Raw genomic sequence first — 22,340 nt, forward strand, 5'->3', positions numbered from 1 at the left:
GTTCTCCGCGCAAGTCGTGCGGAGCAGAAGACGGGGTGAGATCGGATGATCGACGAGACGACCGCACGGGACGCCGTGGTCCGGGCCGCGGACGAGCTCTTCTACACGCGCGGCGTCCAGGCTGTCGGCATGGACGCGGTCCGGACGGCGGCCGGCGTATCGCTCAAGCGCATCTACTCGCTCTTCGCCTCCAAGGACGAGCTCATCGTCGCAGTGCTGCACCACCGCACCACGATCTGGGACGCCGGGCTCGCCACCACGTCCGAGCGGGCGACGTCGGCCCGCGAGCGCATCCTCGCGATCTTCGACTTCCTCGACGCCTGGTTCCGGGAACCGGACTTCCGCGGGTGCGCGTTCATCAACACCCACGGGGAGCTGGGCGCGACGTCGTCGGCCGTCGCGGACGCCGTCCGTGAGCAGAAGCGCACCTTCCAGGAGTACGTGGCCCGCCTCGTGGCCGACGTCGGCGCGCCCGCCGCCCTGGCGCCCCAGCTCGCGATCCTCGCCGAGGGGGCGCAGACCACGGCCGCCATCGCGGGCACCCCGGAGGCCGCGCACCAGGCGCGTGCCGCCGCGGAGACGCTGATCGACGTCGCCATGACCGGGCGCGGCTGAGACGATGGGTGCCATGACGACCGACGAGCCCGACGGCGGCACGCAGGAAGCAGCCCCGCTCAGCCTGCAGAGCGGCCCGCACGAGGGCGACTTCGCGTTTCGCTGGGCCTACGGCAACCCCGAGGCGCCATTCACGATCGTGGAGTTCGGCGACTTCGAGTGCCCGTACTGCGGCGCCGCCAAGCCCGTGCTGGCAGAGCTCGTCAACAGGTCGGAAGGCCAGGTGCGCCTGGTGTGGCGTCACTTCCCCCTGTTCGAGCCGCACCCGTACGCCCTGACCGCGGCCCTCGCGGCCGAGGCGGCGGGACACCAGGGAGCGTTCTGGCCGATGGCCGGTCTGCTCTTCAAGAACCAGGACAGCCTCGACGACGCGGCGATAGTCCGCTACGGGGAGCAGCTCGGCCTCGACACCACCGCACTGGTCGGCGACCCGGCCCAGCGGTTCGCCGACGCCGTCCGCACGGACTACCAGGACGGCATCGACGCCGGCGTGCACGGTACGCCCACGCTGTTCATCAACGGCCGGCCGTACACCGACGGCGTCACGCTCACCGACCTGCGGGACACGATCGGGCTGTCACGCAAGCGCGCCCGCTTCGGCCGGTAGCCGCTGCCTACCGCGCCAGCAGCGCGCGCAGGTGGGCCACCACCTCGTGCGGTGACTGCTCGGCCATGAAGTGTCCCGCGTCCAGGGTGCGGTGCTCGAGGTCTGCGGCCCACGCCGACCACAGTCCCGCCGCGTCGTAGCCGAGGGCCGTGCCCCAGTCCTGCTGGAGCACGGTGACCGGCATGGCCAGCCGCCGCCCGGCCGCCCGGTCCACCCGGTCGTGCTCGACGTCGATCCCCGCCGACGCGCGGTAGTCCGCCACGATCGAGGGCACCGCCTCCCGCGAGGCGCGCAGGTACTCCGCCCGGACCTCGGCCGGGATCGCGTCCTGGCCGGCGCCCCAGGCGTCGAGGAAGAACCCGAAGAACTCGTCGGCGGAGGCCTCGATCATCCGCTCGGGCAGGCCGGGCGGCTGCGCCATCAGGTACAGGTGGAACGCGACGGCGGCGTCGGCACCGTGCAGCACGTCCCACATGTCGAGGGTGGGCAGCACGTCGAGCACGGCCAGGTGGGTGACACGGTCCGGGTGGTCCAGGCCCGCACGGATCGCGACGAGCGCGCCGCGGTCGTGCCCGGCGAGCGCGAACGTCTCGTGGCCCAGCGCGCGCGCCAGCTCCACCACGTCCTCGGCCATGGTCCGCTTGGCGTAGGTGGTCCGGTCCTGCTCGGCGGGCTTGCCGCTCGCGCCGTAGCCGCGCAGGTCGGGAACGATCACGGTGTGGTCGTCGGCGAGGTCCGCCGCGACGTGCCGCCACATCAGGTGCGTCTGCGGAAACCCGTGCAGCAGCACGACCGGGCTGCCGGCGCCGCCGACGGCTACGTTGAGGACGACGTCGCCCACGGCGACGCGCTGATAGTCGAACTGAGGAATTGTCGGTGTCATGCCCCGAATCTCCAGCACGTCAATGAGCAAGTGATGAGTGCGGACGTGCGCGTCGGGGTGCTCGGCCCCGTCACCGCGTGGGTCGACGGCGCCGAGGCGACCCTTGGCGGCCCGCGCCAGCGGGCGGTGCTCGCGCGGCTGGTCGCCGCCCGCGGACGGGTCGTGACCGCCGGCCGCCTGGTCGAGGACCTGTGGGAGGACCCGCCGCAGGGTGCGCTGGTCACGCTGCGCACGTTCGTCGCGGCGCTGCGTCGCGGCATCGAGCCCGGGCGGACGGCGCGCACTCCGGCCCGGCTGCTCGTGACCGACGGCCCCGGATACGCGCTGCGCGGCGTCGAGGTGGACGCCTGGTCGTTCGAGGCCACGGTGTCCGGTGCCCGGGATCTGGCCCCCGGTGCGGCGCACGCCGCCCTCGACCGGGCGCTCGACGCCTGGCGCGGGACTCCTTACGCCGCGCTGGACCAGCCGTGGGCGGTCGCCGAGCGGGCCCGGCTCGCCGAGCTGCGACTGGTAGCGACGGAACGCCGCGCCGAGATGCGGATCTCGCTCGGTGCCGCGGCCGACGTCGTGCCGGGCCTGGACGCGCACGTGGCCGAGCACCCGTGGCGGGAGGAGTCGTGGCGCCTGCTCGCGCTCGCGCTGTACCGGTCGGGCCGGCAGGCGGAGGCGCTCGCCGTGCTCCGGCGGGCACGCACGATGCTCGGCGGCGAGCTCGGCGTCGATCCGGGACCGCGACTCGTGGAGCTGGAGGCCCAGGTGCTGCGGCACGAGGTGGGCTCGGCGCCAGCGCCCGACGACGTGTGGCGCGACACCACCACCGCGTACGAACGCGTCGTCGCGGCCGGTGCCCGCTCCCGGCTGGAGTCCACCGCGACCCTCCTGCGCGCCCTGGCGCTGACCGGTGGTGCCGGGCTGGCCGCTGCCCGCTCCCAGCGGATGGGGGCAGTACGCGCCGCGGAGCAGCTCGGCGACCCGGAGCTCACCGCCCGGGTGATCGGCGCGTTCGACGTCCCGGGGGCCTGGACCCGGTCCGACGACGCTGAGCTGGCCGCCGAGGCGGTCGCCGCAGCGGAGCGCACGCTGGACGCTCTTCCCGCCGACGCACCCGACGCCGTCCGTTCCAGGCTGCTCGCGACGGTCGGCGGCGAGTCACGCGGCCTTCCCGGCCCGCGCGGTCCGGAGGCCGCGCGCCGGGCCGAGGCGCTCGCGCGGCGGTCCGGCGACCCGGCGGTCCTGGCGTTCGCCCTGGCCGGCCGGTACCTGACGGCCTTCGACCGGACGGGACTGGCCCGGGAACGGGACGCGATCGGTACGGAGCTGGGGGACCTGGCCGCCCGGCACGGGCTGTCCACCTTCGAGGTCCTGGGGCACCTGGTGCGGATGCAGGCGCTGTCGGCCCTCGGCCGGTGGGACGCTGCGCAACAGCACGCGGACGCCGCCGCCGCGCTCGGGCTGCGGCACGAGCGGCCGCTCGTGGAGGTGTTCACCCGGTGGTTCGCCGCGCTGCGGACGGCGGCGTCCGGCGCCCCGGTGGACGACGCCGAACGCGCCTACCGCCGGGCCGCTGCCCTGCTCGACGGATCCGGCATGCCGGGGCTCGCCGACGGCCTGCTCCCGCTGGCGGTGCTCGCTCTGCGCGTCTGGCACGGGCTGCCGGCCGAACCGGCTCCGCGGGCCGACGGAGGTGCGGCCGACGGCGGTGCGGCCGGCGGCGGCTGGGGCCCCTACGAGCCGTGGGCCCGCCCGCACCTGCTCCTGTCCCACGGGGCGGACGCCGACGCCGCGGCCGCCGTCCGCCGCATCCCCGACCCGCCGCCCGGCCTGCTCGCCGAGGTGCTGTGGGTCCTGGCGGGGCGGGCGGCGATCGCCGTCGGCGACCGCCGGGTCGCCGAGCGCGCCCGCGCGGCGCTCGTCCCGGCAGCGGACGAGGTGGCAGCGGGCAGCGGCGTCCTGACCGCCGGGCCGGTCGGAGATCACCTGCGTGCCCTGACGGAGTTCCTCACGAGCTGACGGCGGCCCTGAGTGACTTCGGTCGGTTGGGATGAGATCGGTCGGTTGATTGACCGATCTCATCCCAACCGACCGATCTCATACAGCCGGCGGGGCGCGCGACCGTCACACCGGCTGGCGCCAGGCTCCGTCCGGGAGCGGGGGCGGACCGCTGGCCTCGGTGGGCGAGCACAGCGGAAGGCGGTCACCGAAGTACCGGAGGATCACTATGCCGATGACGCCGGACAGGACCGATCCCACGATGATGCCCACCTTGGCCTCGTTGATCAGGGCGTCGTCGTCGAAGGCGAGCTCGCTGACGAACAGCGCGATGGTGAAGCCGATGCCGCACAGGAACGCGCCGCCGGCGAGATGCCCGTAGCGCACCTGGCCCGGCAGGGTGCCCAGACCGGTCACGAGCGCGATCATCGCCCCGGCGAAGACGCCGATCCCCTTGCCGAGCACGAGACCGACCAGGACGCCGAGCGTGACCGGGCTGGTCATGGCGGCACTGATCGACTCACCGGACAGCGCCACGCCGGCGTTGGCCAGCCCGAACACCGGCACGACGAAGTACGAGCTCACCGGGTGCAGCGCGTCGAGGATGCGGTCGCTCGTCGGGACCGCCGACCGCGCGGCGCTGACGGCGAGGCGCGAGCGGGCGGGGCCGAGCTCTTCCATGAGCGCTCGCCCGTAGAACCCGAGGTGCCGCCGCGCCTCGTCGTCGCGCCCACGACGGACGGTAGGGACAGCGAGGCCCACGACGACGCCCGCGAGGGTCGGGTGCAACCCGGACTCGAGGACCGTCACCCACAGGATCAGGCCCACCAGCAGGTACGGGGGAATCTGCCAGACGCCGATCCAGCGCATCGCGAACAGCACGACCGCGAGCAGGGCCGCGAGCGCCAGCGCGCCAAGGGAGATCGCGTCGGAGTAGAAGATGCCGAGCAGGGCGATGGCCCCGATGTCGTCGAAGATCGCCAGCGTCAGCAGGAAGACCCGGAGCTGGTCGGGGCAGCGCGGCCCGGCCAGCGCGAGCACGCCGATGACGAACGCCGTGTCCGTGGACATCGGCAGACCCCAGCCGGACATGTCGGGACCGGACGGGTTGATCAGCAGGTACAGCCCGATCGGGACGGCCAGCCCGCCGATCGCCCCGAAGAGCGGCACGGACGCGGCACGGAAGGTGCGCAGCTCGCCGACGGTGAGCTCGCGGTTGACCTCGACCCCGACCACGAAGAAGAACACCGCCATGAGGAAGTCGTTCACCCAGTGGTGCAGCGACAGGTGCAGCTCCCAGGTGCCGACCGTGAGGTTGACCGGCGTCTCCCACACGGCGTCGTAGGAACCGCTCGCCACGTTCGCCCAGACCAGGGCGATGGCGGACGCCGCGAGCAGGAGAGTCGCTCCCCCGCCCTCGGTCGCGAAGTAGGTGCGCAGTCCGGGCGACAGGCGCGGGTAGGGGATGGCAACCCGAGGCCTGGGCCCCGGCCGGGTCGGTACTCCGGTGGGGATCCGATCTGTCACGGGTCAAGTTTGACAGACACCGGCCCGAGCGCCTCCGGCGTGAGCCGGGGGCGCCTGCCGCGCGCATCCAGGGTGTGCCGCACCCAGGAAGAGGGCGCCCTTCCTGCCTGGCGCACGGCGTCGCAGTCTGGAGCCATGACCACGGAAACGACAGCACAGACCAGAACCTCCCGCGTCGTCCTCGTCACCGGCGCCAGCAGCGGCATCGGTGAGGCCACCGCCCTCCGGCTCGCGTCGGAGGGCCACCGGGTGGCGCTCGGCGCCCGCCGGACGGACCGTCTCGAGGCGGTGGCCGCCCGCATCGTGGCCGACGGCGGGCGGGCGAGCGTCCACCGGCTCGACGTGACCGACCGCGACGACGTGCGCGCCGTCGTGGACCGCGTCGTCGATGAGCACGGCCGGATCGACGTCATCGTGAACAACGCCGGCGTCATGCCGCTGTCCCGGCTCGACGCGCTGCTCGTCGACGAGTGGGACCGCATGATCGAGGTCAACGTCAAGGGGCTGCTCCACGGCGTCGCCGCGGTGCTGCCGCACTTCCAGCGGCAGGGCGCCGGGCACGTCGTGACGGTCGCCTCGGTCGGCGCGCACGAGGTGGTCCCGACGTCGGCCGTCTACTCGGCGACCAAGTTCGCCGCGTGGGCGATCACCGAGGGTCTCCGGCTCGAGTCGGACCCGAGCATCCGGACCACCACGATCACGCCCGGCGTGGTCGAGAGCGAGCTCGCCCAGCACATCTCGGACCCCTTGGCGCTGGACGCCATGGAGACCTATCGGCGCAACGTCATACCGGCGGACGCGATCGCCCGGGCGATCTCGTTCGCGCTCGGCCAGCCCGCCGACGTCGACGTGAACGAGATCATCGTGCGCCCGACGGCCCAGCGCTGAGCGAGGCCGGTCATTCGGTGGGGCCGAGCTCGAGCCGGAGGATCCTGTCGTCACCCGGCCTGGCCTCCGTGCCGCCCCACGTCGCGCCGTCGGTGTTGGACGTGACCAGCCAGAGCGCGCCGTCTGGCGCGACCTCGACGGTGCGGATCCGGCCGTACTCGCCGGTGTAGTGCTCGATCGGGTCCCCGGTCGCTTCGGGTCCGTCCACGGGCAGCTGCCACAGGCGCTGCCCGCCCAGGGCGCCCATCCAGAGAGATCCGTCGGCGTAGGCGATGCCGGACGGCGACGCGTCGTCGGGATGGATGGTGAACAGGGGCGGCTCGCCGGTGTCCCCTGCAACGCCCTCCGTCTCCGGCCAGCCGTAGTCCGCGCCGGGACGCAGCACGTTGACCTCGTCCCAGGTGCGGTGCCCGAGCTCCGAGGCGTACGCCGTCCCGTCCGGACCGAAGGTGATGCCCTGGACGTTGCGGTGGCCCGAGGAGTAGACGGCGGTCCCGGACGGGTTGTCCTCCGGGATCGAGCCGTCGAGCGCGATCCGCAGGATCTTGCCGTTCAGCGACCTGTCGTCCGCGGCGTTCTCGGGCAGGAACGCGTCGCCGGTGCCGATCCAGAGGTGGCCGTCCGGGCCTATCCGCAGGCGGCCGCCGTGGTGCCGGTCGGCGGTCTCGATGCCATCGAGCAGCACCCGCGAGACGTCCAGCGAGTCGAAGTCAGGCCCGATCTCCAGGGCGACCACCCTGTTGGTCGGCGAGCCGGAGGCGTAGGCGAACACCGTGCGGTCTGTCGCGAAGTCGGGCGACGCGACCAGGCCGAGCAGGCCGCCCTCCGAGCTGGTCTCCACGTCGGGGACCACGCCGACCTCCTGCGGAGGTCCGCCGTCGGCAGGCACCCGCAGCACCCTGGCCGTCAGCCGCTCGGTGAGCAGGGCCGACCCGTCCGGGAGGAAGGCCAGCCCCCATGGTGCCTCCAGCCCTGTCGTGAGCTCGGTCAGCTCGCCACCGGCCTCGCCCCCCGGGGCGGACGTCGGTCCACCGCACCCAGCGGTCACCAGAACTGCCAAGGACGCCGTGGCGGCCGCTGCCACCAGGGCGCTACGCGTTGCGTTGAACACAGGCGTTCCTTCCGTCCAAGTGTTATCGACGGTAACGCTAGTCTCGTTATCGAGTGTACGCAACTATCGATATCAGATTTGCGTTATCGTCGATACATGAGCGAGCCCACCAGCACCCGGCAACGGATCCTCGACGCGGCGGCAGGCCTGCTGGAGGAGCACGGGCGAGACGGCGTCACCACGCGCGCGGTGAGCCACGCGGCCGGGGTCCAGCCGCCGACCATCTACCGGCAGTTCACCGACATGAACGGCCTCCTGGATGCGGTGGCTGCGCACGGCTTCGACAGCCACCTCGCCCAGAAGCACGCCGTCGGCCTCACGGACGACCCCGTGCAGGACCTGCGCAACGGCTGGGACCTCCATGTCGAGTTCGGCCTCACCCACCCGGCCCACTACCTGCTCATGTACGGCAGGCGCACTCCGGGCGAGACGTCGGCAGCCGCCCAGCGCTCGGCCGACCGGCTGCACCTGCTCGTCGAGCGCGTCGCCGCGGCGGGCCGCCTGGCGGTCACCGTCGAGACCGCCGCCGCGATGATCCACTCCGCGGGCAGCGGTCTCACGTTCCACCTCATCGGGACGCCGCCCGGTGAACGCGACCCGGAGCTGCCCGGCCGGCTGCGGGAGGCCGTCCTCGGCGTGGTCACGGGTGACGCACCGCCCAGCGCTCCCAGGTACCCGCAGCACGCCACGGCGCTCAAGGCCGCCCTCGGGCAGACCGGCGGACTCCTGACCGCGGGGGAGCAGGCGCTGCTCGGCGAGCTGCTCGACCGGCTCGGGAACTCACGGGGCGACCGCCGGCCGTCCTGACCCTCGGCCCGGAGCCGCGCTCACCCTCCTGCGTCGGCAGGCGCAGGGGCAGCCACGGGCCAGAGGCCTACGAGACCAACCGCGCACGCGCCTCGCGAGCCGAGCGCGCGGGTTCGGCACCGCCGTCGGGCCGGCTGATCTCGGCCCACACCGCGTCGAGCGAGAGCCCGAGGACCTCGGCGATCGCCGCGATGGTGGGGAAGGCCGGTGTCGCCACGCGGCCGGACTCGATCTTCCGGAGGGTCTCCGGTGACACGCGCGCGTCGAGCGCGATCTCGAGCATCGAGCGTTCGCCCCGCGCGCGGCGCAGCAGGGCGCCGAGGCGCTGTCCACGCTCGAGCTCGGCGGGAGTAAGTGGCAACCGGACCATGGACCAATACTAATCCCGGGATAATATGGCCGGGATAGTTATTGGTCGCATGGGAGAGGCAACCGCATGATCGAGATCCTGAACCGCACCGAGCTGGCCCGAGCGAAGGACACGGGCGCTCTGGTCGCGCACATCCTGCAGACCCTGAAGGGGCGCAGCGCCGTCGGCACGAACCTCCTGGACATCGACCGGTGGGCCAAGGCCATGATCGTCGAGGCCGGCGCGCAGTCGTGCTACGTCGACTACGCACCGTCCTTCGGCCGCGGGCCGTTCGGCCACTACATCTGCACGGCCGTCAACGACGCGGTGCTGCACGGGATGCCGCACGACTACGCGCTCGCCGACGGCGACCTGCTGACCCTCGACCTCGCCGTCTCCCAGGGCGGGATCGCCGCGGACTCGGCCATCAGCTTCCTCGTGGGCACCAGCAGGCCCGCGGAGAGCGTGGCCATGATCGACACGACCGAACGCGCGCTCGCAGCGGGGATCGCCGCCGCCGGACCGGGGGCACGCATCGGCGACCTCTCCCACGCCATCGGCTCCGTCCTCAGCGCGGCGGGGTACCCGATCAACACGGAGTTCGGCGGGCACGGCATCGGATCGACGATGCACCAGGACCCGCACATCGCGAACACCGGGCGGCCCGGCCGTGGCTACCGGCTGCGCCCAGGACTCCTGCTCGCGCTGGAGCCGTGGGTCATGGCGGACACCGACGAGCTCGTGACCGACGCCGACGGGTGGACGCTCCGCAGCGCGACAGGCAGCCGGACGGCGCACAGCGAGCACACGATCGCCATCACGGACGACGGGGCCGAGATCCTCACCCTGCCGAAGCAGGCGTGAGCACGGACGCCGTTCGGCGAGAAGTCGTCTCAGGGCGGACTCGGTGTGGCCGAGGCACCGGCGCCGATGGCCGAGGTCTCGGGGCGGCGCTCACGCGATGCTCTCCGCCGCGGCTCGTAGTGCCGCCAGCTCGTCCGGCGCCGACCTCCGGGCCACCGCCGCGATGTCGCAGAGGTACTGGCGCCGGTCTGCTGCGAAGGCCTCGGCGATCTTCGCCGGGTCCTCCAGCAGGACCCGGTAGATCTCCAGGCCGGCGGCGTAGAACAGGTCGACGAGCTTGATCTCGCCGGCGGCGTTCTTCATGACGTTGCCCGGGTTGTGGTCGAGTCCGCCCCAGAACGGGATCGACGTCGCCGCTTCGGCGTCGAGCTGTTCGGCCCTCCGGCGGACCTCGCTGATCGGGTCGTCCGGCAGGGCGGCAGCCCACCGCTCGACGACGCCGTTCGCCTCGGCAGCGTCGACCGGCAGCAGGAACTCCATCGCAGTGAGGCGACCCCCGCCCGCCAAGGGGGTGTCGACGTCGATCCGTGGCAGCAGCGGATGCCCCTCGAGGCCGCGGCACAGGTTCACGAAGATCTCGTAGGCAGGCTCGAACGGACTCACCCTGGCGACCTGCGTTCCCTCGGGCGAGCGCCAGACCGTCGCCCAGTCCCCGACTCCGCACACGTTCCAGCCGTCGGCGAGCAGGCGCCCTGCCGCTTCGCGGTGCGACAGGTGGCGGAAGGTCTCGAACGGGCTCACGCTCGTGGAGCCTATGCGCGCTCCCGAACCCGCGGAAGCGAATAGATCAGCCGGGTGCCCGTCATCGCCGCCGCGGCAGGGGCCTCGGTTCCTCCGGGTCGCCGCCCGCACCCGCACCGACTCCGGCCGGGGCCAGCGCCGCGGCGAGCTCGGCCTCGTCCGCCGTCGCCCGGCAGTAGACGCGCTTGCCGGTTCCCTTGCACAGCTCGTTCAGCCCGACCGCGAAGGCGTTCAGGTCTTCCGGGTCCGCGCGGCGGAACCGGCGGGACAGCGACCATTGCCTGACCACGTCGTCCAGCGTCGTCGGGCGCACCATCCCGAACAGCGACACCAGGTGGTTGGACAGCCGGATCACGAGCCGGGCGCCGTCGGCGCTCTCGGCCACGAGCTGGGCGCTGCGCAGGCCGTCGTCCCCTACCGGTCCACCGAGCAGCCGTTCCAGCTGGCCCAGCACCGAGGCGGGGTCGACGACGTGGGATCCCACGCTGCCGTCGACCTCGCCACCGTCGATGGTCTTGGCCGCGCTCTCGTCGTCCGGGGCTGCGAAATACTCGAACCTCATGCGGGCATCTTTCCGCATGTCAGAGGGTGCTCGGTCCACCGAAGGGCCCGCGGACCTCGTCCCGACCGAATCCTGGCAGGACCGGATTCGACTCCAACGGCACGCACGCCTCGATCGGCGTGTCCCGTGCCGTCCGTAGGGGTCGTCGGGCCCCTCGTGACCGTTGCGACATTGTGTCCGAGCGGGCGCACGTCAAGGCCACGGGTCAGTCCCGACGGGCGCGCAGGGCCTGCATGAACCTCAACCTTGCTCCTCCGGGACGTCGGGGCGCACCGCCTCGGTGATCAGCCGATGCCGTTGCACGTACGCGGGCAGGATCGTCACGTCGTCGTCGGCGAACCACTCGAAGGGCGCCGTCGAGGCGACGAGGGCGAAGTTGGCCCACGGCTCGAACGAGCCGGACCGCACCACGACCTTGGCGCGCGGGGCCCACTGACCGATGAGCGCCTCGTGCGTGGTGCCGTGGAAGGTGGCGCCCGACCCGGTAAAGATCTCCTGGGCCTCGCCGTAGAGGCGCGGATGGTGCGTCTTGAGCTCGCGGGCGAGGTGCACCTCCTCCACGAAGATCTCGTCGAGGAGCGTCCGGAGCACTGTCCGGACACCGATGTGCCCTGGCGTCAGCCCGAGGTCCACGCGGTTCGCCCCGGCGGGGATCGGGAAACCGGCGTCCGTGACCAGCACGACGTCGGTGTGTCCGAGCGTGGCCAGGCCGCGGGCCAGCTCGGGGTGCAGGATCCGTCCGGCTCTCATCGTCGTGCCTCCGTGGTGGTCGTGGTCGTGGGGCTCGTGGCGGTCGTCGTCAGGTTCGCGGCCAGGAAGGCCTCGACGGTCGCCCGGTCCTGGTAGGACGGGACGGTCTCCCAGTGCTCGCAGCACAGCGCCGCGACGGTGCCGGCGAACCGCGCGGCGGCGGCCAGGTCCCGGCCCTCGCCGAGGGCGACGGCGAGGGCCGCGTTGAAGCCGTCGCCGGCGCCGTTCGAGTCGACGACGGCGACGCGGACCGGGGCCACCTCCGTGACGTGCTCCGCGGTGATCACCAGGGCGCCGGACTCGCCGAGCGTGATGATCACGGCCCGCGGGCCGAGCGCGAGCAGCCTGCGGCCCAGGTCCTCGGCGGGGACCACGTCGTCGGGCCAGAGGCCGAGGGCGACCTTCGCCTCGTGCTCGTTCGGCGTCAGCACGTCCACGCAGGTCAGGTCGGTGTGCCGCAGGTCGACGGCCGGGGCGGGGTTCAGGATGGTGGTGACTCCTGCCGCTCGGGCCAGCGCGAGGGCGTGCAGGGCGGTCCCGAGCGGGATCTCCAGCTGGGCGAGCGCGACGTCGGCGGCACGCACCAGCTCGGCGGCCGCGTCGACGTCGGCGGTGGAGAAGCCGGCGTTCGCCCCCGGGTCGACGACGATGACATTGCTGCCCGCCGTGTCCTTGACGATGAACCCGACGCCCGTCGGCGTACCGGGCGCAACGCGCAGGCCGCCAAGGTCGACGCCCTCGTGCTCCAGGAGGTCGCGGAGCTCGGCGCCGTGACCGTCGTCGCCCACGACGCCGAGGTAGGATACCGCGGCCCCGAGCCGGGCCGCCTGGACGGCCATGTCGGAGCCCTTGCCGCCGAACGTGCCGCGGAAGTCCCGGCCGATCAGGGTCTCGCCGGGTGTCGGGATCCGGTCCGCCGTCATCACGAGGGCCTTCGCGTAGCTGCCGACCACGGCGACGGCCGGGCGCTCAGTAGGCATCGGGGTCCCCCACGAGGCCGTCGACGATGGCCGGGCCGGAGCTCGTACCGACCAGCTCGGCGCCCGCCGCGAAGAGCGACGCCATCTTCTCCAGCGTGTTGACCTTGCCGGACACCTTCACGCGGCAGGGTGGTTCGATGTTCTGAGCGAGCAGACGCACGTCGTGCTCGGTGGCGGCGAGGCCGCCCTTGCCCCAGCCGGAGGACTGCTTGACCCAGTCGACGCCCGCCTCGTACGCGATGCGGGTGGCCTTCACCTTGAGCTCGTCGGTCTCCAGGAACCCGAACTCCAGCATCGCCTTCACCCGGACCCCCTCGGCGTGGGCCACCTGGACGATCTCGCGCACGTCCTTGGCGTACAGCTCCTCGTCGCCGCCGAGGAGGAGCCCGGGATGCGGCGGGAAGTCGAGCTCGTCCACGCCCTCCGCGACGAGCGCGCGGAGCGCTGCCAGCCGCATCGGCAGGGTGTCGTTGGCCATCGGGAAGTTAAGGGTCGACGCGATCCGCACCTCCGTGCCGGCCAGCACGTCCTTGGCGAGCGAGACCCAGTAGGGCGCGATCATCGCGGCGTCGAACCCGTACTCGACGCAGGTCTTGAGGTGCCGCACGACTCCTGCCCTCGTCAGGTCCGGGTTGACGTTCGTGTACTGGATCGCCTTGGCGACCTGCTTGGGGTCGGTGAAGTCGACGGTCATCTGGGTCTCCTTGATACGAGAGCTGGTGGGGTGCGGGCAGGTCAGCCCTTCACTGCGCCCGCCGAGAGGCCGCCCATGATGTGCCGCTGCATGACCACGAAGATCACCAGGATCGGCACGACGGCGAGCAGCAGGGTGGGGAAGACGATCTCGTAGTTGGTCGTGTACGTGGACACGGCGGCGTACACCCCGGTCGTGATCGTCTTGAACTCCGAGCCGGGCCCGAGGATGAGCTGGGGGCTGACGAAGTCGTTCCACGCGCTCAGGGCGTTGAGAATGAACGCGGTGGCGACGATCGGCCGCATGAGCGGGAAGACGATGGTCCACAGGATGCGCTGGCGGCTCGCGCCGTCGATCGACGCCGCCTCGTCCAGGGACCGGGGCAGCATCCTGATGTAGCCGCTGAAGACGAACAGCGTGAACGGGATCATCGTCGAGGCCATGAAGAGCACCAGACCGGGCAGCGTCCCCATGAGACCGGTCGCCCTGAGCACGAAGATCGCGGGCACGAGGATGATCTGCGCCGGGACGAACATCCCCGCGACGAAGAAGAACAGCAGGAACCGGAACAGCGGCCCCGGCGTCCGGGCGATCGCGTACGCGGCGGGGACCGACGTCCCGATCGCCACGACGTTGCAGGCCAGCACCAGGAACAGGGTGACGGCGTAGCCCTCGACCACCGGGAAGCTGGTGTTCTGCCACGCGGCCGCGAGGTGCTCGGTGGTCGCGGTCGCCAGGTCGAGGCCGAGCGGCGACAGCAGGATCTCCTGCTGCGGCTTGAACGCGTTGACCACCATGATGTACATCGGCACGAGCATGGCGACCGACAGCACCGCCACGACTGCGACCCGCACCGCGGAACGGACAGATGTCCTGGTCATCCGACGGCCTCCGCTCCTTCTTCGGCACGCCTGCGCAGCGCGATGATGGTGAACGACAGGATCCCGGCGACCAGGACCAGCAGGACCGCCTGCGCGCAGGCGAGCCCCACCTTGTTGTTCGCGAACGAGACCGCGAGGATCTCGTACGCCCAGGTCTGCGTAGCGTCGCCCGGCCCGCCGTTGGTGAGGCCCAGCACGACGTCGTAGACCTTGAGGAGCGAGAGCACCGACGTCACGATCGTGACCGTCACGGTCGGCGCGAGCGCCGGCCACGTGACGTGCCGGAACACCTGCACGCTGCCCGCGCCGTCGAGCCGGGCCGCCTCCTGGAGCTCCGGCGACACCGCCTGCAGGCCCGCAAGGTAGAGGACGAGCTGGACGCCGAACTGCGCCCACACGATCACCACGATCAGCGTGGTGAGGGCCCAGTCCGGGTCCGCCAGGAACGGCAGCGACGACGCTCCCCTGCTCTCGAGCAGGTTGTTCACCGCCCCCTGCGGTCCGAGGATCGCCTGCCAGAGGAACCCGACGATCAGCGCGGAGAGCACGTGCGGGTAGAACATCACGACGCGCGCGAACGTGTTGAACGGCGTGGTCCGCCGCAGGAGCAGCGCCAGCCCCAGCGCCGCGCCGTTCACCAGGAACGCGCCCGCCACGGCGATCAGGGCCGTGACCACGACCGCCGGGCGCAGGTCGCCGATCGGGTCCTGGATGATCCGCGCGTAGTTCTCGAACCCGACCCAGGTCGGCGGCTGGCTGGGGATCCCGTTGTACTGCGTGAAGGAGTAGTAGACGGCGAACCCGACCGGCACCACCGTCAGCCCGGTGTAGACGGCGGCCGCAGGGATCGTCATCAGCCCGCTCACGAGGCTGCCGGCGAACCCGCGCCGGGAGGAAGTGGTGCGCGCCATGTCAGCCGAGCTTCTCCGCCTCGTACCAGGCCGTGAGGTCGGCGGCGACGTCGGCCGGCGGCCGGCCCTGCCACAGCCCCTGGGCGAGCTCGGTGAACTTCGGGTTGAACCCGGCCACCGGCAGCGCGTAGTCACCGACGGTCTGGTTGCCGGGCACCACGTACGACGGCGCGCTGTCCGTCAGCTCCTGCACCTGCCCCGCGTACTCGTTGCCGCTGGGCTCCAGGCCCTCGCGGCTGAAGCTGTCCATCTCGGCCTGCTTCGCGATCGCCTCGTCGGAGGTCACGAGGTACTCCACGAGCGCGGTCGCACCGTCCGGGTTCGCGGTGCCGTCCCAGACCATGTACGGGAAGGCGATGGTCGCGCCCATCGGCCCGGGGGCATCGGCGGCGTCGTCCACCGGTGGCGCGAAGACGCCCACCTCGAAGTCGGGCGGCGACGCGGCGAGGGTCGTGCTGAACCACGAGCCCATCGGGTAGATGCCGACCTCGCCCGCGATGAAGTTGGCTTCCTGCGTCCCGCTGTCGGTCGCGACGTCGTCGGCGGTCGTGTACCCCGCCTCGACCCAGCCGGCGACGTGCTCGAGCACGGGCTGGAACTGGTCGCCGAGCGTCGAGGACCCGTCCGCGACACTCTGCTGCCAGCCCGGGGTCGTGAGGTTCTGCTGCGGGTGCCAGATCTGCTGGACCTGCACACCGGTCGCCCAGTCCGAGGCGAACGCGATGGGGGTGGCCACCCCGGCGTCGTCGAGCGCGGCCAGGGCGGCGTCGAGCTCGTCCCAGGTGGCCGGCGGCTCGGTGATGCCCGCCTCCTCGAAGAGGTCCGCGTTGTAGAACATGAGCGACTGCGCCTGCATGCCGACGCCGACGACGTTGATCGCGCCGTCCGTCGAGTACAGGTCGGCCATGGGCGTGTCGGAGGCCCAGTCGTACTCCGTCAGGTCGAGGAGCTCCGGGGCCGTGTCGGGCCCTGGCACGATCGACTGGATCACGTCGGGGGCCGTGCCCGCCGCGAGGAGCGCGGGGAACGACTCCGCGACCGACTGGCCGCTCGGGCCCTCGATCTTGACGTCGATCCCGCTCTCGTCCTCGAACGGCTTGACCAGCTCCTCCCACTTGGCCTGCGTGAGGTTGTCCGTGATGTTCACGAGCATGCGCACCGAGCCGTCATCGGTGTCGGCGCTCGCGTCACCCGTGCTGCAGGCCGCGAGCGCGAGGACGGGGACGAAGCCGAGGGCCGCGGCTCCGCGCGCCCGGCGCCGGAACGAAGTTGACATCTTTGTCTCCCTGCGTTGGGTCAGAGTCGTGTCCGGAAGAACGACGACTACTTGTCATACATACTACATGTGCAAAGTTCGGGGCAAGGGACCCGGGCGTCAGGCGTCCCGGAGGTGCCCCTGGTACGGGAGCGCGCCCAGCACCGACACGTCGACGGCCCGCTCGGAGTCGTCGAGGCGGTAGATCCCGTCGTCGGCCACGAAGAACTGTGGCGCCCCCGGCAGCTCCAGCTCCGCCGGCAGCGGCTCCTTGTCCGTCCACGCGAAGAACGATCGTCCGAACACGTCGCGGTCCTTGCGGCCGTAGATGCTGAGGTCGCCGGCGGTCGCCGGACTGAGGATCGCCCAGTGGACACCGTCCTCGACCCAGTACGCGCGGTCCGACAGCAGCACGGACTGCCGGTCGTGCTCGGCGAACACCGCGTCCCAGAAGGACGCAGGCGTCTCCGTGTGCCGCACGAGGAACAGCAGGTCGTGCGCGTGCCACGCGGTGCTCGGGGCGACGTCCGCCTCGTTGTGCCACCCCGTGGCGGAGGCGAAGTACCCGGCGGGCGTCTGGTAGGCGGCATACGTCGCCAGGCACCGGTCCACGAACTCGGCCAGCTCCGTGTGGTCGACGTCGGCAAGGACCTCGTCGATGCCGTAGAGGCTCAGGCCCATCCCGGCGACAAGCATGGGGGTGGTGGTCCGCAGCACGGTGGAGTCCCGCACGTACCAGTAGCGGTGGTAGCGGGTACAGCCCCGGTCGTCGACCCAGGCGGACCGCGCGACGTGCAGGCTCAGCCGCACCGCCTCGGCCAGCAGGTCGGGCCGGCCGAACCGCCGGGCACCGAGCACGAGCGGCACGATCATCAGGCCGTAGTACTCCGCCGGCTCGAGGATGCCGCCGCCCGCACGGTCCGTCGGCTGCCGGTAGGCGCCGGCGCTCTCGGCGTCGGGCACGCCAGGGACGCTGCTGAGCCGGACGAGGTCGTCGAGGTCGTCCGCCAGCTCGTCGGCGTACCGGTCGTCCCCGGACAGCTCGGTGTAGCGCAGCTTCGCCCAGACCCGGGCGTACTCCTGGTTCACGGTGCCCTCGGCGGTGGGCCGTCCCCCGCCGTACACCCGGCACGCGTCGAGGTTGGCCCGGACGGCCGCCAGCACCTCCGCCTGCTCGGCGGGCTCCAGCAGGTGCCCGGCATGCCGCAGGCCTTCGAGCAGGCCGATGCAGCCCACCATGTTGTGGATCAGGCCGGCCGTCGCGGACTCCCCCACCTGGAAGCCGATGTGGCAGAACTGGCCGTCCGCCTGGACGGTGCGGGCCTGGAAGAGCATCATCCGGCGCCACATCGCCAGCGCGCGCTCGTCGGGCCGGCGGGCCAGGGCCTCGGCGAACGCCGCCGTCGCCGGGGCCGAGAACGCCTGGTGCCCGCTGGTGAAGTCGAGGAAGGTGGCGGGGTTGGTGCCCCACACGCTGTGGTTGTGGAACCCCCTGATCTGCCCCTCCTCGCCCACCCAAGTGCGCAGCCAGCGGGCGAGCGCAGTGACGTCCGCGCGTTCAGTCATGGGGTGCTCCGTCCTGTGTGCCGTCCTGATCGCTGCCCACGCCCGGCACGAGGCCGAGGTGGTCGAGCTGGTCCCAGAGCTCTTCGGGTACCGCACGCGTCATCCGAGCGGTGTTCGCCGTGACGTGCGCGGCCGTCCGCATGCCGAGCACCACCGAGGGCACTGCGGGATGCCGCAGCGGGTACCGCGCGGCGAGCTCAGGGACGGTGATCCCGAAGGGCTCGGCGACGTCGGCGATCCGGTGCACGCGGTCGAGCACGTCAGCGGGCGCCTGCTGGTAGTCGTACCGGGCGCCGGGCCGCGGCCGGGGGCCGGCCAGGAGCCCCGAGCTGTAGACCGCGGCCGCCACCACCGACACGCCGCGGTCCAGCGCGGCGGGGAGCAGGTCGGTGAGCGCCGCACCGTCCACGAGCGTGAGGCGGCCGGCGCACATCACCACGTCGACGTCGGTCTCGCGGACGAACCGCGCGAGCATCCCCGACTGGTTCATCCCGGCCCCGACCGCCGAGACGACGCCCTGGTCGCGCAGCTCCACGAGGGCGTCGATCCCGCTGGTGGCCGCCTCCGCCCAGTGCGCGTCCGGGTCGTGCAGGTAGACGACGTCGACCCGGTCCGTACCGAGCCGGCCGAGACTACCCTCCAGCGACCGCAGGACCCCGTCGCGCGTGAAGTCCCACTCGCGCCGGAACCGCGCGGGCACGTCGAACCCGTCGTCGTCCCGCAGGTGTGCCCGGTCCGGCGTCGGCACCAGGGCGCGCCCCACCTTGGTCGACAGCACGTACTCGTCGCGCGGCCGGCCGGCGAGCGCCGCGCCCAGCCGGCGCTCGGAGAGCCCGAGGCCGTAGTGGGGCGCCGTGTCGAAGTAGCGGATCCCCGCGCCCCAGGCCGTGTCGACGGCGTCGCGCGCCTCCTCGTCAGTGGTGCGGCGGTAGAGGTTGCCGAGCTGGGCGGCGCCGAAGCCCAGCTCCGTCAGCCGGACGCCGGTCCGCAGCCGGTGCTCACGCATGCCCGTGCCCTTCTGTCGCCGGTGCGCCCGGTGCGGGTGCCGCGCCGTCCGCGAGATCCTCCGGGTGCGCGAACGGCAGACCGCGTGCGAAGCGTTCGGCCTCCGCCGCCACGTGGTCGCCCAGCCGGTGCAGCTCGCCGCCAGCGGACCCGGCGATGTGCGGGGTCAGCACCAGGTTGGGCAGGTCCCACAGGGCGCTGTCCGGGGCCGGGGGTTCGGGTGCGGTGACGTCGAGGACGGCGTCGATCCGGCCGGTGCGCAGCTCTGCGAGGAGCGCGGGCTCGTCGACCACCGCGCCGCGCGCCGTGTTGATCAGCGTCGCGCCGTCGGGCAGCAGCGCGAGGACGTGCGCGTCGATCTGGCCGACCGTCTCCGGCAGCAGCGGCTGGTGGAGGGACAGCACGTCGCTCTGCGCGGCGACCTCCTCGAGCGTCGCACAGCGCACGCCGAGCGCGGCCGCGCTCTCCGGCGTCAGCTCGGGGCTGTGGACCACGACGTCGAGGTCGAACGGACGCAGCAGCTCGATGACCCGGCGGCCCACCTGCGACGCCCCGACGATCCCGACGGTGCGGCGGTAGTTGCCCAGGCCGGCGGGCTCCTGCTCGCGGTCCGGCAGGCGCCGGTGCGCACGGAGCTCGCGTTCGGCCGCGCGGGCCCGCTTGCCCGCCAGCAGGATCGTCGCGAGGGTGTACTCGGCGACGGGGACGGCGTTGGCTGCGCGCGCGTTCGACGCGACCACGCCGCGTGCGGCGTGCGCCCCGGGGTCGGCGAGGCACGTGCGCGCGACGCCGCCCGCGTACAGGACCGCCCGCAGCCGTGGCGTGAGCTCCACCGGGACCTGGGGCGCTCCCCAGCCCGCGATCAGCACCTCTGCGGAAGCGAGCAGGCGGCGCGCCCGGCCGGACGCGACCTCGGTGAGGACCTGGTCGACGTCGACGTCGAGCGCCGCCCTCAGGCGCCCGGCCGCCCCGTGGCTGAAGATCCTGGGCACGAGGGACCGGGGCCCGAACGCCAGGACCGCGCGGGGGTGCTGGGTCGTCATGGTGGTCATCCTGCTGTGCTCGGCCGGGGTGGTCGCCGGCGGTTCCAGGGTCACGATCGACGCGGCGCGAGCCGCAGCCCCGCGTCGGCCGGGCGCACGTGGGGGCCAGCGACGGTCGCCCACACCCCGGCCTCGCGCAGTGCGCCGATGACGCCTTCGTCGACCTCGATCCCCAGGCCGGGTGCGTCCCCGAGCACGATGCCGCCGTCGGCCAGCTCCTGGTCGGCACGCAGGCCGACGGGAAGCTCGAGGTCCTGGACCTCGGTGACGAGGTGGTTCGGGACCGCGGCCGAGGCGTGCGCGAGGGGGTTGACGTCGTAGGCCACCGGGCTGACCGGGAGGTCGTGGCCGAGCGCGAGGACCGACACCCGCAGGAAGTGCGTGATGCCCCACACGCTCCCGGTCTGCACCACGCCGACGGCGTCGGCGTCGAGCAGCTGCCGGTACTGCTCGAGCCCGGTGAGGTTCTCCCCCGTGGCCACCGCCCCGTGGATGCCCGCGACGACGGCGCGGTGCCCCGCCACGTCCCAGCGACGCACCGGCTCCTCGATCCAGGTGAGGTCGACCTGCTCCTCGACCCGGCGCGCGAGCCGCACCGCCTGGTGGCGGCCCCACGCCTCGTTCACGTCGTACATGATGGCGGGCTGGTCGCTGTTGACGCGCAGCACGTCCCGTACGGCGGCCAGCCGTTTCACGTCCTGGTCGACGTCGAGGCCGCCCTTCACCTTCGCGCCCGTGTACCCGCGTTCGGCCCACGGCTCGTAGAGGGCGGCCAGCTCGTCGTCGGCGAGGCCGTACTCCAGCCCCGAGGCGTAGGCGGGCACGAACCGGTCGGTCGCACCGAGCGTGCGCCACAGCGGCTCCTCCGCGAGCTTCGCCTTGAGGTCCCACAGCGCCATGTCCAGGGCACCGATGGTGCCGAAGGTCGCGCCGTGGTGGCCCGACTTGAAGACGAACGCGAGCATCCGGTCGTAGAGCGCGGTCACCGCTCGCGGGTCCTGTCCGTCGAGCGCGGGAAAGACCCGCTCGACGTCCGGGTGCGCACCGAGGCCTACCCCGGTCAGGCCGCCGTCGGTCTCGACCAGCACGATCGGGACCTCCGTGACACCACCGGCGACGATGCCGTTGACGTCGCCCACCGGGCGGCCCCAGCGGTGGACCGTGGTCAGGCTCCGGTACCCGGTGATTCGCATCGTGCTCCGCATCGTCGAGACAGCACGCTCGCAGGTTCCGCCAGCATGTCATTCATAACTTATGATACGAGTGACGATAGTACAACACTCGGCTACCCTCGGTCTGTCCGGCGGCACCCCGCCGGACCCGCCCACGATGGAGTCACCCACGACATGAACGCGACACCTGCGGCCGGTGCCGCCGTGCCCCGGCCCCAACGGCACCGGCCCCCGCTCGCCGCGGCTGTCATCAAGAGCCTGGTCGATGCGATAGTCATCGGCGACTACGCGCCCGGGTCGGCGCTTCCGCCCGCCGGCGTCCTCTGCGAGCAGTACGAGGTCAGCCGCACGGTGATCCGTGAGGCCACCACGACGCTGGCCGAGAAGGGCCTCGTCGCGACCCGGCAGGGCTGGGGCACCGTGGTGCTCGACCAGGAGCAGTGGAGCCTCCTGGACCCCCTGGTCCTGGACGCGCTCTTCCAGCGCGACGACCGCCTCGTCTACCTCGACAACCTCGTCGAGGTCCGGGCCACCCTGGAGTGCGCCATGGCGGCACGCGCCGCGAGCCGGCTCGACGCGGCGGACCGGACGGCGCTGTCGGCCAAGCTCGACGAGCTCGGCGGGCTGATGGACGACCCGACCGCCTACGCGGCCACCGACGTCGAGCTCCACGAGCTGATCCACCGTGCCTCGCAGGACGCGTTCGGCCGCGCGATCGTGTCGAACATCCAGGGCAAGGCGCTGCACACCCCGCAGTACAGCGGGCAGCCGACGCGCGAGGACCTCGAGCACACGCACGCCGGCCACCGGCGGATCGTCGCCGCGCTGCTCGACACCGACGCCGACGCCGCAGCGGACGCCATGCGCGACCACATCACGAGCTCCTGGGCGCGCCGCCGCCCGCAGGAGAGCTGACCCCTCGTCGAGTGCTGGTATAGGCACCTGATCTGTATGTACGCGCTGGTCAGAGGCGATTCGCCGTAGGGGGGACAGCCCCAGTCGACTGCGGCGGTGGGCACCATTCCGGGCCGCCGTGCCCGGAATCTAGGTTCGAGGTCATGGAGATCTCCAACCGTGAAAGGGCCGTCCATGTCCGTAGCTCTTGATTCCCCTGTCCCCATCGGGCGACCGTCGCCGGCA

Annotated in this window: 23 protein-coding genes; 7 read left to right on the forward strand and 16 right to left on the reverse strand. The window is 72.4% G+C overall.

Translation table 11 applies throughout. The features are described 5' to 3' along the window. Positions 1–45: 45 nt before the first annotated feature. A complete protein-coding gene (locus APR04_RS06370; protein ID WP_253868608.1) occupies positions 46–615 on the forward strand; it encodes a TetR/AcrR family transcriptional regulator in 570 nt (189 codons plus the stop codon). A 13-nt stretch (positions 616–628) separates the two neighbouring features. After that, positions 629–1,222 carry a DsbA family protein gene (locus APR04_RS06375; protein ID WP_253868610.1) on the forward strand — a complete coding sequence of 198 codons (594 nt, stop codon included), beginning with the start codon at positions 629–631 and terminating at the stop codon, positions 1,220–1,222. A gap of 7 nt (positions 1,223–1,229) precedes the next feature. Here APR04_RS06375 and APR04_RS06380 read toward each other — a convergent pair whose 3' ends face one another. Then, on the reverse strand, positions 1,230–2,105 hold the full coding sequence (locus tag APR04_RS06380; RefSeq protein WP_253868612.1) for an alpha/beta fold hydrolase: 876 nt from the start codon (positions 2,103–2,105) through the stop codon (positions 1,230–1,232). A 33-nt stretch (positions 2,106–2,138) separates the two neighbouring features. On the opposite strand from APR04_RS06380, the gene APR04_RS30400 reads away from it, so the two are divergent. Next, positions 2,139–4,115 carry an AfsR/SARP family transcriptional regulator gene (locus APR04_RS30400; protein WP_301312195.1) on the forward strand — a complete coding sequence of 659 codons (1,977 nt, stop codon included), beginning with the start codon at positions 2,139–2,141 and terminating at the stop codon, positions 4,113–4,115. A 105-nt stretch (positions 4,116–4,220) separates the two neighbouring features. Here the strand turns inward: APR04_RS30400 and nhaA are convergent, their stop codons facing one another. Next, complete coding sequence (nhaA, locus tag APR04_RS06390) at positions 4,221–5,621, reverse strand: Na+/H+ antiporter NhaA (RefSeq protein ID WP_253868614.1); 1,401 nt, start codon at positions 5,619–5,621, stop codon at positions 4,221–4,223. A 135-nt stretch (positions 5,622–5,756) separates the two neighbouring features. On the opposite strand from nhaA, the gene APR04_RS06395 reads away from it, so the two are divergent. Continuing rightward, a complete protein-coding gene (locus APR04_RS06395; protein ID WP_253868616.1) occupies positions 5,757–6,509 on the forward strand; it encodes an SDR family oxidoreductase in 753 nt (250 codons plus the stop codon). A gap of 10 nt (positions 6,510–6,519) precedes the next feature. Here the strand turns inward: APR04_RS06395 and APR04_RS06400 are convergent, their stop codons facing one another. Beyond that, entirely contained in the window at positions 6,520–7,620 is a 1,101-nt protein-coding gene (locus APR04_RS06400) for a PQQ-dependent sugar dehydrogenase (protein ID WP_253868618.1), read from the reverse strand. 96 nt (positions 7,621–7,716) lie between these two features. Here APR04_RS06400 and APR04_RS06405 point away from each other — a divergent pair, with 96 nt between their 5' ends. Beyond that, positions 7,717–8,427, forward strand: coding sequence for a TetR/AcrR family transcriptional regulator (locus APR04_RS06405; protein WP_253868620.1), 711 nt, complete (start codon positions 7,717–7,719; stop codon positions 8,425–8,427). A 67-nt stretch (positions 8,428–8,494) separates the two neighbouring features. Here the strand turns inward: APR04_RS06405 and APR04_RS06410 are convergent, their stop codons facing one another. Next, positions 8,495–8,797, reverse strand: coding sequence for a helix-turn-helix domain-containing protein (locus APR04_RS06410; protein ID WP_253868621.1), 303 nt, complete (start codon positions 8,795–8,797; stop codon positions 8,495–8,497). A gap of 66 nt (positions 8,798–8,863) precedes the next feature. Between APR04_RS06410 and map the strand changes: the two genes are divergently transcribed. Continuing rightward, positions 8,864–9,640, forward strand: a complete 777-nt coding sequence (map, locus tag APR04_RS06415; protein WP_253868623.1) for a type I methionyl aminopeptidase — start codon at positions 8,864–8,866, stop codon at positions 9,638–9,640. A gap of 90 nt (positions 9,641–9,730) precedes the next feature. Here map and APR04_RS06420 read toward each other — a convergent pair whose 3' ends face one another. The 12 genes from APR04_RS06420 to APR04_RS06475 all read right to left on the reverse strand — a co-directional run bounded on the left by APR04_RS06420 (position 9,731) and on the right by APR04_RS06475 (position 21,221). Beyond that, positions 9,731–10,381, reverse strand: a complete 651-nt coding sequence (locus APR04_RS06420) for a hypothetical protein (RefSeq protein WP_253868624.1) — start codon at positions 10,379–10,381, stop codon at positions 9,731–9,733. A 61-nt stretch (positions 10,382–10,442) separates the two neighbouring features. Beyond that, positions 10,443–10,943, reverse strand: coding sequence for a hypothetical protein (locus APR04_RS06425; protein WP_253868626.1), 501 nt, complete (start codon positions 10,941–10,943; stop codon positions 10,443–10,445). Between the two features lie 240 nt (positions 10,944–11,183). Next, positions 11,184–11,693, reverse strand: coding sequence for an RbsD/FucU domain-containing protein (locus tag APR04_RS06430; RefSeq protein WP_253868628.1), 510 nt, complete (start codon positions 11,691–11,693; stop codon positions 11,184–11,186). Beyond that, positions 11,690–12,673, reverse strand: a complete 984-nt coding sequence (locus APR04_RS06435) for a ribokinase (RefSeq protein ID WP_253868630.1) — start codon at positions 12,671–12,673, stop codon at positions 11,690–11,692. The genes APR04_RS06430 and APR04_RS06435 overlap by 4 nt, the downstream gene beginning before the upstream one ends. Next, positions 12,663–13,367, reverse strand: a complete 705-nt coding sequence (deoC, locus tag APR04_RS06440) for a deoxyribose-phosphate aldolase (RefSeq protein WP_253868632.1) — start codon at positions 13,365–13,367, stop codon at positions 12,663–12,665. Before deoC ends, APR04_RS06435 begins: the two co-directional genes overlap by 11 nt. 41 nt (positions 13,368–13,408) lie before the next feature. Continuing rightward, a complete protein-coding gene (locus APR04_RS06445) occupies positions 13,409–14,248 on the reverse strand; it encodes a carbohydrate ABC transporter permease (protein WP_253868634.1) in 840 nt (279 codons plus the stop codon). Further along, the gene (locus APR04_RS06450) at positions 14,245–15,159 is read right to left on the reverse strand and encodes a carbohydrate ABC transporter permease (RefSeq protein ID WP_253868635.1); all 915 of its coding nucleotides are present in this window, start codon (positions 15,157–15,159) and stop codon (positions 14,245–14,247) included. The genes APR04_RS06445 and APR04_RS06450 overlap by 4 nt, the downstream gene beginning before the upstream one ends. A gap of 1 nt (position 15,160) precedes the next feature. Then, positions 15,161–16,435, reverse strand: coding sequence for an ABC transporter substrate-binding protein (locus APR04_RS06455; protein WP_253868637.1), 1,275 nt, complete (start codon positions 16,433–16,435; stop codon positions 15,161–15,163). A 99-nt stretch (positions 16,436–16,534) separates the two neighbouring features. Further along, entirely contained in the window at positions 16,535–17,980 is a 1,446-nt protein-coding gene (locus APR04_RS06460) for a hypothetical protein (protein WP_253868639.1), read from the reverse strand. Continuing rightward, entirely contained in the window at positions 17,973–18,986 is a 1,014-nt protein-coding gene (locus APR04_RS06465; RefSeq protein ID WP_253868641.1) for an aldo/keto reductase, read from the reverse strand. Before APR04_RS06465 ends, APR04_RS06460 begins: the two co-directional genes overlap by 8 nt. Continuing rightward, positions 18,979–20,028 (reverse strand): hydroxyacid dehydrogenase, encoded by a 1,050-nt coding sequence (locus APR04_RS06470; protein ID WP_253868643.1) that lies wholly within the window; start codon positions 20,026–20,028, stop codon positions 18,979–18,981. Before APR04_RS06470 ends, APR04_RS06465 begins: the two co-directional genes overlap by 8 nt. 50 nt (positions 20,029–20,078) lie before the next feature. Further along, complete coding sequence (locus APR04_RS06475; protein WP_253868645.1) at positions 20,079–21,221, reverse strand: mandelate racemase/muconate lactonizing enzyme family protein; 1,143 nt, start codon at positions 21,219–21,221, stop codon at positions 20,079–20,081. Positions 21,222–21,374: 153 nt separating this feature from the next. Between APR04_RS06475 and APR04_RS06480 the strand changes: the two genes are divergently transcribed. Next, positions 21,375–22,115, forward strand: coding sequence for a FadR/GntR family transcriptional regulator (locus APR04_RS06480; RefSeq protein ID WP_253868647.1), 741 nt, complete (start codon positions 21,375–21,377; stop codon positions 22,113–22,115). Positions 22,116–22,340 lie beyond the last annotated feature (225 nt).

The organism is Promicromonospora umidemergens (genome assembly GCF_024171995.1).
In the GTDB taxonomy this organism is placed as follows: domain Bacteria; phylum Actinomycetota; class Actinomycetes; order Actinomycetales; family Cellulomonadaceae; genus Promicromonospora; species Promicromonospora umidemergens.

What these genes read in the sequence shown, in the direction of transcription:
- APR04_RS06370 (WP_253868608.1), top strand. Translation starts at nt 46, where the DNA reads ATGATCGACGAGACGACCGCACGGGACGCCGTGGTCCGGGCCGCGGAC.
- APR04_RS06375 (WP_253868610.1), top strand. Translation starts at nt 629, where the DNA reads ATGACGACCGACGAGCCCGACGGCGGCACGCAGGAAGCAGCCCCGCTC.
- APR04_RS06380 (WP_253868612.1), bottom strand. Translation starts at nt 2,105, where the DNA reads ATGACACCGACAATTCCTCAGTTCGACTATCAGCGCGTCGCCGTGGGC.
- APR04_RS30400 (WP_301312195.1), top strand. Translation starts at nt 2,139, where the DNA reads ATGAGTGCGGACGTGCGCGTCGGGGTGCTCGGCCCCGTCACCGCGTGG.
- APR04_RS06395 (WP_253868616.1), top strand. Translation starts at nt 5,757, where the DNA reads ATGACCACGGAAACGACAGCACAGACCAGAACCTCCCGCGTCGTCCTC.
- APR04_RS06405 (WP_253868620.1), top strand. Translation starts at nt 7,717, where the DNA reads ATGAGCGAGCCCACCAGCACCCGGCAACGGATCCTCGACGCGGCGGCA.
- APR04_RS06410 (WP_253868621.1), bottom strand. Translation starts at nt 8,797, where the DNA reads ATGGTCCGGTTGCCACTTACTCCCGCCGAGCTCGAGCGTGGACAGCGC.
- map (WP_253868623.1), top strand. Translation starts at nt 8,864, where the DNA reads ATGATCGAGATCCTGAACCGCACCGAGCTGGCCCGAGCGAAGGACACG.
- APR04_RS06425 (WP_253868626.1), bottom strand. Translation starts at nt 10,943, where the DNA reads ATGAGGTTCGAGTATTTCGCAGCCCCGGACGACGAGAGCGCGGCCAAG.
- APR04_RS06430 (WP_253868628.1), bottom strand. Translation starts at nt 11,693, where the DNA reads ATGAGAGCCGGACGGATCCTGCACCCCGAGCTGGCCCGCGGCCTGGCC.
- APR04_RS06435 (WP_253868630.1), bottom strand. Translation starts at nt 12,673, where the DNA reads ATGCCTACTGAGCGCCCGGCCGTCGCCGTGGTCGGCAGCTACGCGAAG.
- deoC (WP_253868632.1), bottom strand. Translation starts at nt 13,367, where the DNA reads ATGACCGTCGACTTCACCGACCCCAAGCAGGTCGCCAAGGCGATCCAG.
- APR04_RS06445 (WP_253868634.1), bottom strand. Translation starts at nt 14,248, where the DNA reads ATGACCAGGACATCTGTCCGTTCCGCGGTGCGGGTCGCAGTCGTGGCG.
- APR04_RS06450 (WP_253868635.1), bottom strand. Translation starts at nt 15,159, where the DNA reads ATGGCGCGCACCACTTCCTCCCGGCGCGGGTTCGCCGGCAGCCTCGTG.
- APR04_RS06455 (WP_253868637.1), bottom strand. Translation starts at nt 16,435, where the DNA reads ATGTCAACTTCGTTCCGGCGCCGGGCGCGCGGAGCCGCGGCCCTCGGC.
- APR04_RS06460 (WP_253868639.1), bottom strand. Translation starts at nt 17,980, where the DNA reads ATGACTGAACGCGCGGACGTCACTGCGCTCGCCCGCTGGCTGCGCACT.
- APR04_RS06465 (WP_253868641.1), bottom strand. Translation starts at nt 18,986, where the DNA reads ATGCGTGAGCACCGGCTGCGGACCGGCGTCCGGCTGACGGAGCTGGGC.
- APR04_RS06470 (WP_253868643.1), bottom strand. Translation starts at nt 20,028, where the DNA reads ATGACGACCCAGCACCCCCGCGCGGTCCTGGCGTTCGGGCCCCGGTCC.
- APR04_RS06475 (WP_253868645.1), bottom strand. Translation starts at nt 21,221, where the DNA reads ATGCGAATCACCGGGTACCGGAGCCTGACCACGGTCCACCGCTGGGGC.
- APR04_RS06480 (WP_253868647.1), top strand. Translation starts at nt 21,375, where the DNA reads ATGAACGCGACACCTGCGGCCGGTGCCGCCGTGCCCCGGCCCCAACGG.